We start from the raw sequence: 15124 nt of genomic DNA, 5'->3' as shown, positions 1-15124 counted from the left end.
CTATCTTTTAATATTTTACCAAAAACGCCTGAGCTTGTCCTTATCGTCTATTCGCGCTATATTACAAATAGAAAGCGAGGTGATCAATATTTTTTCAGCCACTACGTTCATTCGACAATTACTGAAAGTGGCCCTATCTGTTAATGCTACTGATATTCACTTTTTTCCCAGTTCATCCACTACGAGCATTTTCCTACGTATTCATGGAATGCGGAAATTCCATGAGAAAATCAGTATAAATCATTACCTGCTAATCATTAATTATTTGAAATTTTCCGCTGGCATGGATATCGGTGAAGCAAGAAAACCTCAAGATGGAGCTATTACTTTCCAAATTGATTCGAGTGAATTAAACCTCCGCATCTCAACATTACCAACAAAACAGAATGAAAGCCTAGCAATCAGAATTCTTCCCAAAAGTGAATCCTTCAAGTTATCAGAATTACTATTATTCCCTTATCAAGCAAAACAGCTCAAGCAATGTATGACAAGAAAGTCAGGTGTTACTTTATTAACTGGAGCAACTGGCTCTGGAAAATCAACATTATTATATGCCTTATTAGAAGAGCTGTTAAAAGAACAAGCTTACCAAATCATAACATTGGAGGATCCCATTGAAAAAGAGCTCTTCAACGTACATCAGGTTCAAGTGAATGAGAAAAGTGGAATCACCTACCAATCCGGACTAAAGTCAGCCCTTAGACATGATCCAGATATTCTTATGGTTGGTGAAATACGTGATCGTGAAACGGCGAAATTTGTCTTTCACGCTGCTTATACTGGCCATTTAGTTTTAACAACATTACATGCAAAAAATGCAACCGGAACAATCCATCGATTAATTGAAATGGGGATTAAACCAATCGATATTAGTCAAAATCTGCTTGCGATTGCTTCACTTGAGTTGATCCCTTTAACAATTGATGGGCGAGTGAGAGGTCGGACCGCAATCTTAGAATTACTAAACGATCAACTTATTTCAACATATTTACAAACATTTGATCAGGACTCTATAAATTATCCATCCTTTGAATATCTAAAAAGAAAGGCAGTCGCATATGGCTACGCAAATCAAAATATTCTCGAATCCAAACCAGGCAAGGCTCCCAATTAGCCAACAAATATTATTATTAGAGAAAATTGCCCAATTACTTGATCAAGGATATTCAATTTTAGAGGCAATTGATGTATTAAGATGGCATCATCGTTGGGATCACATTCTTGATCAATTAAGTAATCAATTAGAAGACGGACAAAAATTTGATCAAATTTTGGCTGAATTACATTTTGATCACAAAATTGTCTCATTTATTTATTTTGCACTGCAACATGGTAATTTAATTCAAGCCATTAGACAATGTGTTGACTTTATCAAACAACAGATCGATCTTTTTAATAAATTTAAACAATCTATTCGTTATCCCATCGTTCTAATAAGCTTTTTTCTAATCATTTTATTCTTCGTTGATTTATATGTATATCCTGCCTTTCTACAACTTTATTCAACAAATTCATACTCATCAAACTTTTTATTTATCTCAATAAAGTGTGTTAAAATTATTTTCAAACTTCTATACTTCTTAGTTATTACATTATTCATTTTATTTCTTTCATGGCTTTTTCTCAAAGACAAATTAACTATAAAACAAAAGGCACAGGGATTTAATTTACTTGCAATATCATCCTTTTTCTCGAAAAAGTACACGAGCCTAATGTTCGCCATTCATCTTAGTTCTTTACTAGAAGCCGGACTCTCATTTAAAACAAGTTTAACACTAATGGTTAATCATAATAAAGAAACATTACTAAGTTATTACTGTAGCTTCTTATTAACTGATCTCGAAAATGGAATCAGTCTCAATCAATCATTAAAAAAACACCATTGTTTTGATGATAGTCTTACCTATTTATTTGAGAAAAAAGCAAATCGCTCTATCATTAAACGTGACCTTCTTACTTATGCAACATTGTCACTAGAACAATTGCAACGATTAATAATAAAAATAATTAAACTTATTCAACCTACTGTTTTTGTATGCATTGCCATTAGTATTATCTTAATCTATCTTTCCATTCTAATCCCCATGTTAGAACTAATCCAAACAATATAGGAGTTGATTATATGTTAAAAGATGAGCGCGCGTTTACATTAATTGAAATGTTATTGGTTTTGGCAGTAATTTCTTTGTTACTAATATTAATTGTACCAAATTTGGCGGATAAAAATGAAGAAGTTCATAATAAAGGTGAAGAAGCATTAATCCAAATGGCGGAAAGCCAAGTACAAGCTTACTATATCGATAATGGCAAATATCCAACTTCTGTAAGGCAATTGGTCAATGAAAATTATTTATCTACAGATGAATTAGCTAACGGAACAAAAAGGCTTGTTTTTAAAGATAATCATTCTTATAAAGTGATCATTGAACATGTTGATTGAAAAAGAAACTGGGTTTTCATTAATCGAATTATTAATTGTTCTTGTAGCTGTTAACTTTATATTACTTATTAGTTACCATCAGTATATTCATAAGAATAATGACCATGACTTCAGGATATGGTATCAACAGTTTGAATTAGACCTTATTCTTTTGCAAAAACAAACAATGACAACAAGCACACATGAAATTATATACTTTAGACCAACTAGTCATTATTATGGCATCCAAAAAAACACACTCACAGCTCCAACAATTAAGAGAGAGTTTCCTAGTGATTGGATAATATCGATGAACACACTGAGTCATCCGATTAGCTTCACCCATTCAGGAACGATTCGGCATCCTGGAACAATGAAAATTGAAACAGATAAGAATCGATACTTTATATATTTTCCATTCGGAAAAGGGAGAGGTTACTATGTTAAAAATGAATGATAAGGGTTTTTTCCTAATAGAAATGATGATTAGTTTAGCCATTTTAACGATGATGACAGGTGTTCTCATTCCGATCATGCTTCAATTAAAAATTGAACAAATGGTCTTAATTAATCGACTCGATTCTTATCATTATTTATATAATACGGTACAAACAATCGACCCAGATTACTTACCTTATACAGATACTACAAATATTAATGGAATTACAGTTAAACAGGAATTCTATTTAGAAAATGATTTAATTGTTGGAAAAGGAGTATGGGTAAATGCAAAAGAAGAGGCGGATGAGGCGACTGTTTATTTCAAGCCAATCAAATGAACATGGCTTTACATTGATTGAAATGTTGATTTCCTTTTCTATCCTATCCTTTCTTTTATTAATTACACCAACGATCTGGACCTATTTAAATTATCAGCCACAGACAGAACGATTTTCTGTCCATCAATTCTTTCATGTAATCACAGATGAAGTACAGCTTTATCAAGTACTTGGAGATTCACATGATAGTCTTTCTTTACAAACGATTGATCAAAAACATATTCTGATTTCTAAATATAAGGATACAATACGGCGTCAGGTAAATCGAGCAGGACACGAAGTATTAATGCGTGATGTTCAAAGTTTTGAAGTGAAATATTTTGATCACTATCTTGTTATAAAATTGCGACTGAAATCGGGGAATCTATATGAAAAAGTCATTACAAAGTTTAATAAATAACCAAACGGGTAGCATGTTTATCTATCTGTTCTATTTAGCAACACTACTTTCAATCATAAGCTTAGTCACTATCAATCAATTTCAAAATGAGCATAAGATCACAGCTATGGAAATAGAACATTTTCATCTTGATATGCTCCATCAACAAACCTATCAAACACTAATGAATAGTTGGGAAGAAATTGATCATGCTGAGCATCTTGATTATAAATTTCCAAATGGTGAAACCAAAGTTGTGTTCAAAGATGAAAACCCTAATTATTTGACAATTATTATCACTGCAATAAGAGAACCACCCTATCAAAGAGTTAAAACTTATCAATTTAAAAAATGACTTACTAATCATTTCAATTGAAATAAAAAAGGCCACAGTTGATGTGACCTCTCTTTATTAGCCTTTAACAAAGGGATTGCGTATCTTTTCATAGCCAATTGTTGTGTCAGATCCGTGACCTGATAAAACCCTATAATCGTTTGGTAATTTATAAAGCTCATGAATTGAACTTATCAAAGCAGCTTGATCACCACCAATTAAGTCCGTTCTGCCAATCCCTTCTCTAAAAAGGCAATCACCCGAAACAATTGTTCTTTGCTCAGCAAATATAAAAGAGACACCCCCTGGTGAATGACCAGGGGTATGTATGACTTCAAATTGAAAATCCCCAAGTGACATATTTCCAATTTTAAATAGATGATCAGCAGGTTTTACCTTCACTTCACCTAATGGAAAATAACTTGAACTATTTAACTTAGGATTCATCAACCACTCTTGCTCATCCGGATGAATATAAACAGGGATATGATAATGTGACCTAATATCATCAACCGCACCAATATGATCAAAATGTGCATGTGTCAATAGAATAGCAATCGGTATTAAGTGATTGGTTGTTAAAAAATGATGAATTTTATCTGCATCAGCACCAGGGTCAATAATCAATGCCTGATCATCGTTTGAAATTATGTAACTATTTGTACTAAGCTGTCCTAAAGCTAAACTATCAAATTTCAAATTATAGCCTCCTAAATTTAAAGCTCCCTACAATAAAGTAAGGAGCTCGTTTTATTAATCTGAAAAATTATGAAAACGGAATAGATCACCATAAATAATTCGATCTGAGTATAATAATTCCTCGTCGACTTGATCTTTTATATCTGAATATGGTAGATCAACATCTGGATCCGATTCATTGTCCGACTCATTATGAACGCGAGCAATTTCCTCTCCAGTTTGACGATCATAATAAACATCCTTAGTAAAGATATAATCATCAGTGATGAAGCTTCCATCCCGCAATGCAAGGTATTCTTTTCTATTTGGACCAAATATATTTGTTCCAAAGCTAATATCATTCGAATCATCTACACCTAAAAGATGAAGTAAGGTTGGTTTAACATCAACTTGACCAGATACCGTTGAAATAACTTCACCATCGTGTCCAGGTATGTGAATAAAGAATGGCACACGTTGTAGTTGGATGTGATCATATGGTGTAATTTCTTCTTTATCTAAATACAATGCCATTGAACGATCATGAAAATCACTTATCCCGTAATGGTCCCCCATCATGACAATAATTGAATTCTCATAAACACCTGATTCTTTCAGTAAATCAAAAAACTCTTCAAGCGATTCATCTAAATATCTAACGGTTTGAAAGTATTGATTTAATGTACGAGAATTTGAATCAAATTGACCAATCGTTGCATCCTCTTCATCTAATTCAAATGGATGGTGATTTGTCAAAGTTAGAAAACGTGCATAGTAAGGCTCTGGTAAAGTGGTCAAATATTTCATTGATTGTTCAAAAAACTCTTTATCTTTTAACCCCCAACCAACACTATTTGATTCATTCACTTCATATGCTTCAATATCATAGAAGTGATCAATACCTAATGTCTCATACATATCATTTCGATTCCAAAAGCTTCCGTTATTTGCATGAAAGACTGCACTTGTATATCCTGATTCAGCCAAGATTTGTGGCGTTGAATGTAAAGTATTTTTACTATGGGTAAAGTATGCAGCACCACTTGGTAAAGGGTACAAGGAATTTTCCATAATAAATTCTGAGTCAGAAGTTTTACCTTGTTCTGTTTGATGATAGAAATTCTCGAAATAATAGCTTTCATCGATTAAAGAATTTAAAAATGGTGTGATCTCTTCCCCGTCAAGCGTATTATTAATCACAAAACTTTGCAATGATTCTAATGTGATAAAAATCAAGTTTTTACCTTCAGCTATCCCGAAAAGCTCTGTCTTTTCATTATCTGATGCATATTCATCGATATAATTTTCAATATCATATAGTTCATTACCATCAGCAAAAACGCGTTGAGCCTGCAAACGTGACTGTTGAAAGATATCATAAACATGAAAATTGAATACACCAATATTTTTCACTAAATACTCTCGGTCAAAACCACGTTGTAACAACTGTGGTCTTTCAATTTCCGCTAAAATATAGTTACCTAATAGAAATAAAACTGACATACTTAAAACAAGTAGCTTTTTCTTATATGGAAAATCAACAATTAGCGCCTGACGATCTTTCTTTGTTAGATACCAAATTATGATCAAATCTAAGAATAGAAAAATATCCATTACCTTCATTGAAGCGATCGTACTTGAACCTAAATCAGCAGCATTGCTTCTTTGAAATAGTACAGGAAGTGTTAGAAAGTCACCAAAATTTCGATAGAATAAAAGATTAAAATACAAAATTAATGTACCCAATAAGGTTACATAACGAATGTACTTTAATTGTTTTGTATCCTTTAACCAAATACTAATCGCAAAAACCAAAAAGGCTGTTACAAATGGATTTATAAATAATATAAACTCTTGCATATAATTCTCTAAATTGATATTGAAGAAAAATCGATAAACAATATATGTTTTAGTACCAAATAAAAGACTGGCTAAAATATATAAATTTACTTTGTTAATTCTCTGAAACATAAATGAAATCCTCCTTAAAATCAAACACTACTCTCATCTACTTATCATCAGTTGTTATCCTAGTATAGTACTACTCTCATTTAATTTAAGTTTAGAACATAAATAAACATTTAATCTTCTCTCTATATAAATGTTTACATTATGATCATTCTTTATTAGCTTATATTAAACCTACTAGAGGATTAGACGTTTCATTACAAAAAAAGTTACAATTTAGATCAGGATAAATGTTTTTTTACGAGATAGGCTCCTCCGATAATACCAGCATCATTCCCCAGACTTGCGATAGCAAAAGAACTTCCTTCGTATGAACGTGGTAAAGCATATTTTTTATAAGCATTTTTTAATGGGTTCAATAGTAATTCGCCTGCTTTTGAAACCCCACCACCAATAACAATTTTAGATGGATTTAAAATTGCTGCTATATTTGAAATAGCTAAGCCAAGGACATCAGTAACTTCTTCGACAACTTCTGTTGCGCATCGATCACCTTTTCCATAAGCAGAAAAAACGTCCTTTGCCGTTAGCTTATTTTTTTCATTCAAGATTGTGACTAAAGTAGAATCACTATAATGTTTTACTTTCTCCTGGGCAATGCGTGCTATACCCGTAGCAGAGGCGATGGTTTCTAGACAACCTTGACGTCCACAATTACAAGGAGCACCATTTTCCTCCATTGTCATATGTCCGATTTCTCCAGCCGTTCCATTTACACCACTAATAATTTCCCCGTTCGCGATAATCCCTCCACCGACACCTGTACCTAGTGTAACCGCAATTAAATTATCAGCAAGTTGACCCGATCCAAGCCAATTCTCTCCAAGTGCAGCAATGTTCGCATCATTTTCAATATAAACAGGTAAATTGGTTAAATCATGTAATATCTTACCTAGTGGGAAGTCCTTCCATCCTACATTAACTGCTACAGCAATATCACCCGTTTCGGCAACAACAAAACCAGGTGCACCTACCCCAATTCCGAGCAATTGATTCTTGTCAATTTTATGTTGTGATATTTTTCTAACAATCGAATCCCAAATATCGATTGGAATTTGATCTGCCTTGCTTGCAACTTTAGTAGGTATTTCCCATTTATCAATAATCTTACCTTGTTCTGTTAAAATACCAACCTTAATAGTTGTCCCACCAATATCAACACCAAGTAAATACTTTTCCACCTTTATCTCTCCTTATTAGCTCTTTCTTGTTCTCTTAATAGTATTGAATGCGCCCTTTTATAATCTGATTCTAATATAACACCTTCATCATTTAGGGAATTTAATTCAATTAAAGATAAAGCAATTTCGGCATCTCTATTACCTATATATGTAATAATACCATACTTTAGCAAAAATTGTTTAACATCATAATATGTTTCCATTTACTAACCTCATTTATTATAACAAATTTTATCAAATCATCAATAAATATAAGAACATAATGACGGTTATATTCATACTAAAAATCAATTAGCAAGCATATATTCAAATAAGTAAATTTATAGATTACTGTTTAATTAAATCGTAACATGGGGTGATCTTTATGCCAAATAAAAACACATTGTATCTTTGTATTTTAATTATAGGTGTACTTATATTTAAAATATATCAACCTACCATGACAACACTAAAATACTTTCCTATTGATGAAGAGGTAAGCTTCTCTGAGATAGCGACGACATTAAAATTAAAAGATAGAGAAGCAAAGCATCCATATCTTATCTGGCAAATTGATTCAAGTCAACAACTCTCTCCTTATCTGAAACATGATGTTGGTTTACTTTATCAAAATGGACAACTAAAAGGTGTTCAGTCAAAGTGGACTCAAGAGCAAAAGCAAATGACACAATTAACTGAATTTAGTCCCGATAAAGATAGTTTATATCAAGCGATTAGTTATCATTATCTTGAATTCCATCAGACTGATCAACAAATTAAGAGCTATTATCAAATGTCAACAGCACAATTATTTACATTTGTTAGGCCAGATCTCTCCTACGATAGCTTTGACCTGCCAAAAAGTAAACAAGAAGAGCAGCGGGCTCATACATTGGAGACGAAGATAGCAGAGCAACTGAATGTAGCTTGGACAACATTGATCGACCATTTTGAAATTAATCGCAAATTATACAATGAAATTCCTTTAATAGATTTACAACATTATCAGAATCAACCATTACCTGGTTTATCGATGACTGATACTAGAAGAGTCATTGCCCAATTGTGGGAAGGACTTTATAAAAATTATATTATACCAAACAGTCAAGAGGTACTGATGAACGATAATGTGATGCCACTCATCTTGTTAGATAAAAACTTAGACCATCTCATTGTATTATTTACTGATCATAAACAAAATGAACAACAATTGATTCAAAATTTAAATGTTAAACATCAGCAATAATCAATTCCTTTATTGGCTGATCAAATGATTCAATATTTATCTTTTCAATCAATTGGCCTTTCCATACCAAGGCGACTGTTTCTTGATTAAAGTCAGTTAAAAACCGATCGTAATAACCTCCACCATGACCGATACGATAATGATAGTGATCAAACACAAGTCCTGGAACAACTAATAAATCAATTTTACTTTTTGCTATTTTATTTGTTTTTTCAATAATTGGCTCTAGTAAATTAAAGAATTGAACAGCTAAATCTTCTCTTGAATCGATTTGATAAAAGGTCATTTCCTTAAACTTAGGCTCACACTTTGGTACAACCACTGTTTTACCTTCATGCCATGCTCTTTCAATAATCGGCCATGTATCCCATTCGTGATTTTGGCTAATTGTTATTCCAATCGTATCAGAATTCAGCCATAATTCATGGTGGAAAAGGCTTTTTTGGAGTTCTTGATTAATTCTCATTCGTTTATCCGTTGATAAGTCTCTTAATTTTATTAAATAATCATTTCTTAACTTTGTTTTTATATCAATCATTATAGGACCTCCGATTTATTAAGAATTTCAGTTTACGATCCAGTGTAACTAACAGTAACGGCGCGATTGGTCCAAGGGCCTTTAGGTCATCCTCTTGCGGGACTAACAAATGTCCTTGATTGGACGGGTAAACATAGTCCCTGGACCTGGTCCAATCTCACCCTCCACTGATTGAAGTTTCACTTTATAAAGACTCCCCCATAAATATCGTTGTTTCAGTTCTTTGTCAACTGACTTGAGACAAAGTTTGATGAAGCACCTCTGATATCGTTTCAATCCAGTTTAGGCACAAAAGTTCGAAGTGATGAAATAATAAAAACTCTTACCATGCTCAAAATCAGATAAGAGTTTTAATTATAATTATTTTGTTTCTCTGTGAAGCGTATGTTTTCTAAGTCGCGGACTATATTTCATCATTTCAATCCGATCTGGATTGTTACGTTTATTTTTTTTCGTAATATAATTACGATCCCCTGTTTCAGTACACGCTAATGTGATTTTTTCACGCATAATTATCCCTCCAAACTTTTCAACAATCAGTTTATACAAATGATCCTATTCAGACTTAACTATATTACCAAAAAAAGATGACTTTTACAAGCGATTCTTACTCATAATTAGATCGAAAGATTAAATCTGACAAAAAACTAGTTGTAAGAAACTTATTAGCTATTTTTGAATAAAGATTTTCCAAACTAACAAAATATGATATAAATATAGAGTAGAGGAAATGGAGGAATAAAAATGTTGTTTGTTATTATTTCATTGTTAGTTATCTCATTTATTTTATTGATCATCTCATTTTTTACTAATGATAGATTTAAAGAAATTGAGAATCAAATCGAACAATTATCATTATCTAATTTACAGGATAATTATAAAATAAAACAGAAACTAAAAGTTTTAGAAGAAGAATTATTGCCTAGTAAAATCGATTTCACCAATCAAAATTCTGCTAAATCTTCACTTGAACATAGGGTCGAAAACCTTTATGAACAAGGTTATAGTATAGCTGAAATTAGTCAATCGACAAAATTAAGTGAATACGATATTAAAACATTAATCAACCAATTAACCAGATGAGATAAGAGGGATTTTTCATGAAACAAATATTGAGGTCTTATGCTTTGGGGTTACTTACTTCAACAACAATAATTGGTGTCTATTTCTTTTACTTTATGAATGAAGAACCAAATATTGTACAAGTTGCAATGACGGAAGCAGATATGGTCTCTTCTTTAGAAGCTTCGGGATACTATGTATACGAAACCGATCCGATTGTAAATCATACGATAGGGCAAGAACCAGAAGAGGAATTGACTGAAGACAAGAACAGTGAGTCAGATACAACGGAAAAGGACGATGAGGATAATAAAGGAAATGATCATGATAGCTTTGTTCTAACAATTGAGCCAGGCATGACGATTTCGCAGGTCGCCGACTATTTAATGATCGCAAACTTGATTGAGAGCAAAAGTGAGTTTACTTCCTATTTGATCGATAATAATTATGGAACAAATATTCAAGTGGGACAATTTGAATTAAATCGAGAAATGTCTCTTGACGAAGTTGTTGAAACAATCGCAAATCAAAGTAACTAACGTCCACACACACAGATAAATAGCACCGGGTTTGTATAAATCCCGGTGCTATTTATCTAGTTAATTATAGAGCAAACCATTTACTTCTAGTCTTCTGATTGATCTGCCATTTCATCAATATGACTCTCATCTTTTCCATCCCGGTCCCGTTCTTCCTTTAATTCAAAGTAGGTATCGATTAAACGCGTTCCAATATTGTGATGAATACCACTTTGATTTGATCCGATACCAGTACGTGGAACAATTATCGCAAAAGCAATTTCCGGTTCATCATATGGGGCATAACCTACCAATGCTAGATTATTTGTCTTTTGCTCATCCCCATCATCCATGAAATAATTCTGTGCAGTTCCCGTTTTAATCGCGACATCGTATTTATTATTTGCCCAGCTACCACTCCCGGTTCCTTCAGTCGCCACTCGTTTAAAACTATTTTGAACAATTTCAATATATTCTTCATCCATACTAATCCGGTTCAAGACATTTGGACTATATCGTTCAATTACAGGCCCTAAAGTATCTTTATCACCGTTTGCTTGACGAATTTCTTTAACGATTCTCGGGCTAACTCGGTAACCATCATTTGCTATTGTCGAAACATATTGAGCAAGTTGTAGTGTTGTATAGGTATCAAATTGGCCGATTGCAAAGTCAAGTAATAATCCGCCTTCTTCGATATTTTCACCAACCACACCAGTTGCTTCATAAGGAAGGTCAATTCCAGTTTTAACGCCTAATCCAAATTGATTGAAGTAATTTCTCATAACTTGGAAACTCTCTTGATTAAAACCACGTAATGGTTCATTTTCTCTATATTGCGCACCAGAGATTCTCATCGCAATTTCAAACATGTATACGTTCGATGACTGAATAATTGCTGTTTGGTCATTAATTGGCCCCATAACCTTCCACGACCGCTTTGTCGGTGTACCAGCAATTCGAATGGGGCGGTCATTAATAACTGTTCCAGGAGAGATCACACCGGTATCATAGCCAGTAAGTATTGTTGCTCCCTTGATAACAGAACCTGGAATATGTGAATCATAGATCACGCGATAGGCTTGATCTAAGTATTCCTTTTCCTCTCGATCGTAATGCGCACCACTCAACCCCATCACATCGCCTGTTTTTGGATCGAGAACCGCAACTAGAGCATCTTCCATATATCTATTTTGATAAGGGTCATTTTCAATGTACTTTTCAAGCTCTTCAAGTACAATCTTATCAAGTTCAACTTGAAATTCCATATCTATGGTCAAGATTAAATCACTGCCACTTTTCCCTTCCCTAACTGTTTCAGTACCAACTATATTCCCATCATTATCCGTTGTATATTGGATAATTTCCTTTTGTCCAGACAAAACATCTTCATAGTATTGTTCAAGACCACTTATGCCCACACGGTCATTCCGACTATAACCCATTGTTAAATAATAATCTTGATTTTCTTTTGGGATTCCTTCATTTGATGACGTTATATTGCCAATAAAGTTGCCAAAGGTTTTGCCATATAATTTCACACGATTCCAATCAATTTTAGCATCAATTCCTGGAAGACGACTTAAATTCTCAGAAACAAGTGCATATTCTTCATCGGTTACATCTTCATTTTTAATCGTATGTGGTGACAATTCAAAACCTTGATCCAATTCCTTTTTAATCGCAACAACATTTAATAAATGAGGATCTGACCAATCATAAGTATTATAATCTTCTTCAACAATGCGGTCTAAAATAAGTTGATATTGTTCACTTGTTGTGAGCTCTTTTTCTTCTTCACTTAATCGATTATTTGCTTCCTCTGTATTTAACAAATACCAATATTCCTTTTTATCCCGTTCTCGAACTAACTTCTTAAGTGTCTTCATATCGTCTGACATCGTCATTAATTCAGCGAGATCTTCAGCTATTTCCAATCTTTTCTCTGAAGAATCACCATTTTTGGGTGGCGTATAAGTGATCGACCGTACTGGTTCATTATCTAAAATAAGATTGCCGAACTGATCATACATTAGACCCCGAGGAACTGCGATCGTCGATTTTGTATTTTCCGTTTCATTTACACGCCGTCTGGCTTCCTCTCCATTTAATATTTGAACAACACCTAATTGCAATATGAGTAGCGAAAATAATAAGAAAACAAATAGAAACAGCGCATTTAGTCGTATAGGTAACTGAGCTCGTTTTTTCTTCTTCTTCGACAAAGCGCACACCCCCAAAAAAATTTCTAATATTTATTATAGCATGTTTGTTCTCTAGATAACATTAAAAACCTGTATTTACTAATTTTCAAGAAGATGCGGCTTTTATTTAACTACAGAAAAAAACCTGAGCTATATAACTCAGGTTTTTTGGATGATTAGATTGCTTCTTTATATAATTCCGCAACTTTTTCCCAATTCACAACATTCCAGAATGCTTCAATATAAGCCGGACGTTTATTTTGGTACTTCAAGTAATAAGCATGTTCCCAGACATCTAGACCTAATATCGGTGTCTTGCCTTCCATAATCGGTGAATCTTGGTTTGGTGTACTTGTAATTGCTAATTCGCCATTCTCAACAACTAACCAAGCCCATCCTGAACCAAAACGACTTACAGCAGCACCCGTGAACTCTTCTTTAAAAGCCTCAAAGCTTCCAAATTTAGCTTTAATCGCTTCTGCTAAATTCTCTGTTGGCTCTCCACCACCATTTGCAGATAACAATGACCAAAATAGACTATGGTTAGCGTGACCACCACCATTATTTCGAACAGCCGTTTGAATATCTCCTGGCAAGTTGTCTAAATCAGATAATAATTCCTCAAGTGATTTGTCTTGAAGATCACTATATCCTTCAAGTGCTTCATTTAATTTTGTTACATAAGTATTGTGATGTTTCGTATGATGAATACTCATTGTTTCCTGATCAATGTGTGGCTCCAATGCATCATATGCATAAGGTAATTCTGGTAATTCAAATTTTCCCATTAAAAATTCCTCCTTTAAATTGACCAATCTGAAAGTTCACAAAATAAGTTCACAAAATGTTCACTTTCTATAATCTTTACCATAGCAAAATAAATTTTAATTAGCAAATTTTATGCTTAAATGGTCTATCTAGTATATTCACTCATTTTATCTAATTTAAACATCATTTACTCATTAATTTTATCTTTATTTGTGAATCGATCCATATCTTCAACATCTTCAGTGTCTGGGTTTTCTGTTAATTGATTATAGTCTTCCTGATCACGAGTGAAGTCCGAGGGGCTTGCTGATGACCCGTATCCTTCTAGTGTATTCCAACTATTTGTATCATCAAACTCTAAAGACCCCATTGATTGTCGTTCTTCCACTTCAAAATTTTGTTTTTCATCCGCATGTTCATAACAAAATTCAGTTTCCGGTATAGCAATAAGTCTGTCCATATCTATTTCCTTACCGCAAACACTGCATGTTCCATAATTATTTTGTTCAATTCGTTCAAGCGCTTTTTCAATTTCGCTTAATTCTGCTGATTCATGAGCCGTTATTGCAAGGTCCTTTTCCCTTTCAAAAAGTTCCGTCCCTTGATCGCCAGGGTGGTTATCATAATCGGATAGTTCTGTTGAATACTCTTCCTCACTTGCACGTATTTTATCACGTTTTATTTTTTCACTTAACTCTGTTTTACGTTTGGTTAAACTTTGCTTTATCTCTGTTAAATTAGATTCATCTAACATTAAGGCCACTCCTATATATATGTGATATATATATCTTGCCTAAATAAAGTGAACTTAAACAGGGATATAACATTTTCCATCTTCACTAACTCGGATGAATTAGCTAATCATTAGAAAACTCAATGGTTCAATTAGTCTTTTTCACTATTTTCTTTAACGAAAAAATCACGTTTATTTATTAATTAGTATTTAGTCAAAATCGAGTAGGAGGAGGCGGTTAGCCTCCGTCCTCTCACACCACCGTACGTACGGTTCCGTATACGGCGGTTCAATTAAGATTTATAACGCAAAAATTCATAACGGTCATGTAGACTTCG

At 33.4% G+C, this 15124-nt stretch carries 19 protein-coding genes; 10 read left to right on the top strand and 9 right to left on the bottom strand.

The genetic code is table 11. From position 1 onward, the window contains the following. Positions 1-79: 79 nt before the first annotated feature. The 7 genes from comGA to KQI76_RS06315 are packed head-to-tail and all read left to right on the top strand — an operon-like array spanning position 80 to position 3932. Positions 80-1114 (top strand): competence type IV pilus ATPase ComGA, encoded by a 1035-nt coding sequence (gene comGA / locus KQI76_RS06345; RefSeq protein WP_216399481.1) that lies wholly within the window; start codon positions 80-82, stop codon positions 1112-1114. Continuing rightward, the gene (gene comGB / locus KQI76_RS06340; protein ID WP_216399480.1) at positions 1059-2111 is read left to right on the top strand and encodes a competence type IV pilus assembly protein ComGB; all 1053 of its coding nucleotides are present in this window, start codon (positions 1059-1061) and stop codon (positions 2109-2111) included. Before comGA ends, comGB begins: the two co-directional genes overlap by 56 nt. A gap of 11 nt (positions 2112-2122) precedes the next feature. Further along, the gene (comGC, locus tag KQI76_RS06335; protein ID WP_216399479.1) at positions 2123-2440 is read left to right on the top strand and encodes a competence type IV pilus major pilin ComGC; all 318 of its coding nucleotides are present in this window, start codon (positions 2123-2125) and stop codon (positions 2438-2440) included. Beyond that, positions 2430-2876, top strand: a complete 447-nt coding sequence (locus tag KQI76_RS06330; protein WP_216399478.1) for a prepilin-type N-terminal cleavage/methylation domain-containing protein — start codon at positions 2430-2432, stop codon at positions 2874-2876. The genes comGC and KQI76_RS06330 overlap by 11 nt, the downstream gene beginning before the upstream one ends. Then, the gene (locus tag KQI76_RS06325) at positions 2860-3198 is read left to right on the top strand and encodes a prepilin-type N-terminal cleavage/methylation domain-containing protein (RefSeq protein ID WP_216399477.1); all 339 of its coding nucleotides are present in this window, start codon (positions 2860-2862) and stop codon (positions 3196-3198) included. The genes KQI76_RS06330 and KQI76_RS06325 overlap by 17 nt, the downstream gene beginning before the upstream one ends. Then, on the top strand, positions 3146-3598 hold the full coding sequence (locus KQI76_RS06320) for a competence type IV pilus minor pilin ComGF (RefSeq protein WP_216399525.1): 453 nt from the start codon (positions 3146-3148) through the stop codon (positions 3596-3598). Before KQI76_RS06325 ends, KQI76_RS06320 begins: the two co-directional genes overlap by 53 nt. Then, the gene (locus tag KQI76_RS06315) at positions 3567-3932 is read left to right on the top strand and encodes a hypothetical protein (protein ID WP_216399476.1); all 366 of its coding nucleotides are present in this window, start codon (positions 3567-3569) and stop codon (positions 3930-3932) included. The genes KQI76_RS06320 and KQI76_RS06315 overlap by 32 nt, the downstream gene beginning before the upstream one ends. A gap of 57 nt (positions 3933-3989) precedes the next feature. On the opposite strand, the gene KQI76_RS06310 is transcribed toward KQI76_RS06315, so the two are convergent. From KQI76_RS06310 to KQI76_RS06295, 4 genes are all read right to left on the bottom strand, one after another. Continuing rightward, positions 3990-4610: an MBL fold metallo-hydrolase gene (locus KQI76_RS06310; RefSeq protein WP_216399475.1), complete on the bottom strand. Its 621-nt coding sequence runs from the start codon at positions 4608-4610 to the stop codon at positions 3990-3992. A 54-nt stretch (positions 4611-4664) separates the two neighbouring features. Then, entirely contained in the window at positions 4665-6560 is a 1896-nt protein-coding gene (locus KQI76_RS06305; protein ID WP_216399474.1) for an LTA synthase family protein, read from the bottom strand. A 218-nt stretch (positions 6561-6778) separates the two neighbouring features. Then, on the bottom strand, positions 6779-7738 hold the full coding sequence (locus KQI76_RS06300) for an ROK family glucokinase (protein WP_216399473.1): 960 nt from the start codon (positions 7736-7738) through the stop codon (positions 6779-6781). 2 nt (positions 7739-7740) lie between these two features. Next, positions 7741-7941: a YqgQ family protein gene (locus KQI76_RS06295; protein WP_216399472.1), complete on the bottom strand. Its 201-nt coding sequence runs from the start codon at positions 7939-7941 to the stop codon at positions 7741-7743. A gap of 161 nt (positions 7942-8102) precedes the next feature. Here KQI76_RS06295 and KQI76_RS06290 point away from each other — a divergent pair, with 161 nt between their 5' ends. Beyond that, positions 8103-8963 carry a hypothetical protein gene (locus KQI76_RS06290; protein WP_216399471.1) on the top strand — a complete coding sequence of 287 codons (861 nt, stop codon included), beginning with the start codon at positions 8103-8105 and terminating at the stop codon, positions 8961-8963. On the opposite strand, the gene KQI76_RS06285 is transcribed toward KQI76_RS06290, so the two are convergent. Together KQI76_RS06285 and rpmG are read right to left on the bottom strand one after the other, a co-directional pair. After that, positions 8947-9501 carry a 5-formyltetrahydrofolate cyclo-ligase gene (locus tag KQI76_RS06285; RefSeq protein ID WP_216399470.1) on the bottom strand — a complete coding sequence of 185 codons (555 nt, stop codon included), beginning with the start codon at positions 9499-9501 and terminating at the stop codon, positions 8947-8949. The two genes, KQI76_RS06290 and KQI76_RS06285, sit on opposite strands and share 17 nt — an antisense overlap. A gap of 360 nt (positions 9502-9861) precedes the next feature. Further along, entirely contained in the window at positions 9862-10011 is a 150-nt protein-coding gene (gene rpmG / locus KQI76_RS06280) for a 50S ribosomal protein L33 (RefSeq protein ID WP_216399469.1), read from the bottom strand. 234 nt (positions 10012-10245) lie between these two features. Between rpmG and KQI76_RS06275 the strand changes: the two genes are divergently transcribed. Then, on the top strand, positions 10246-10584 hold the full coding sequence (locus KQI76_RS06275) for a hypothetical protein (protein WP_216399468.1): 339 nt from the start codon (positions 10246-10248) through the stop codon (positions 10582-10584). Between the two features lie 17 nt (positions 10585-10601). Continuing rightward, positions 10602-11102: an endolytic transglycosylase MltG gene (locus KQI76_RS06270; protein ID WP_216399467.1), complete on the top strand. Its 501-nt coding sequence runs from the start codon at positions 10602-10604 to the stop codon at positions 11100-11102. Positions 11103-11188: 86 nt separating this feature from the next. Here KQI76_RS06270 and KQI76_RS06265 read toward each other — a convergent pair whose 3' ends face one another. The 3 genes from KQI76_RS06265 to KQI76_RS06255 all read right to left on the bottom strand — a co-directional run bounded on the left by KQI76_RS06265 (position 11189) and on the right by KQI76_RS06255 (position 14807). Next, positions 11189-13315 (bottom strand): peptidoglycan D,D-transpeptidase FtsI family protein, encoded by a 2127-nt coding sequence (locus KQI76_RS06265; protein ID WP_371817660.1) that lies wholly within the window; start codon positions 13313-13315, stop codon positions 11189-11191. A 146-nt stretch (positions 13316-13461) separates the two neighbouring features. Further along, entirely contained in the window at positions 13462-14073 is a 612-nt protein-coding gene (locus tag KQI76_RS06260) for a superoxide dismutase (protein WP_216399465.1), read from the bottom strand. 167 nt (positions 14074-14240) lie between these two features. Continuing rightward, a complete protein-coding gene (locus KQI76_RS06255; protein ID WP_216399464.1) occupies positions 14241-14807 on the bottom strand; it encodes a TraR/DksA C4-type zinc finger protein in 567 nt (188 codons plus the stop codon). Positions 14808-15124 lie beyond the last annotated feature (317 nt).

This window comes from Amphibacillus sp. MSJ-3, assembly GCF_018919165.1.
GTDB lineage: Bacteria > Bacillota > Bacilli > Bacillales > Amphibacillaceae > Amphibacillus.
Note: the sequence above shows the minus strand (reverse complement) of the source record. Positions and strands in the feature narration are given on the sequence as shown.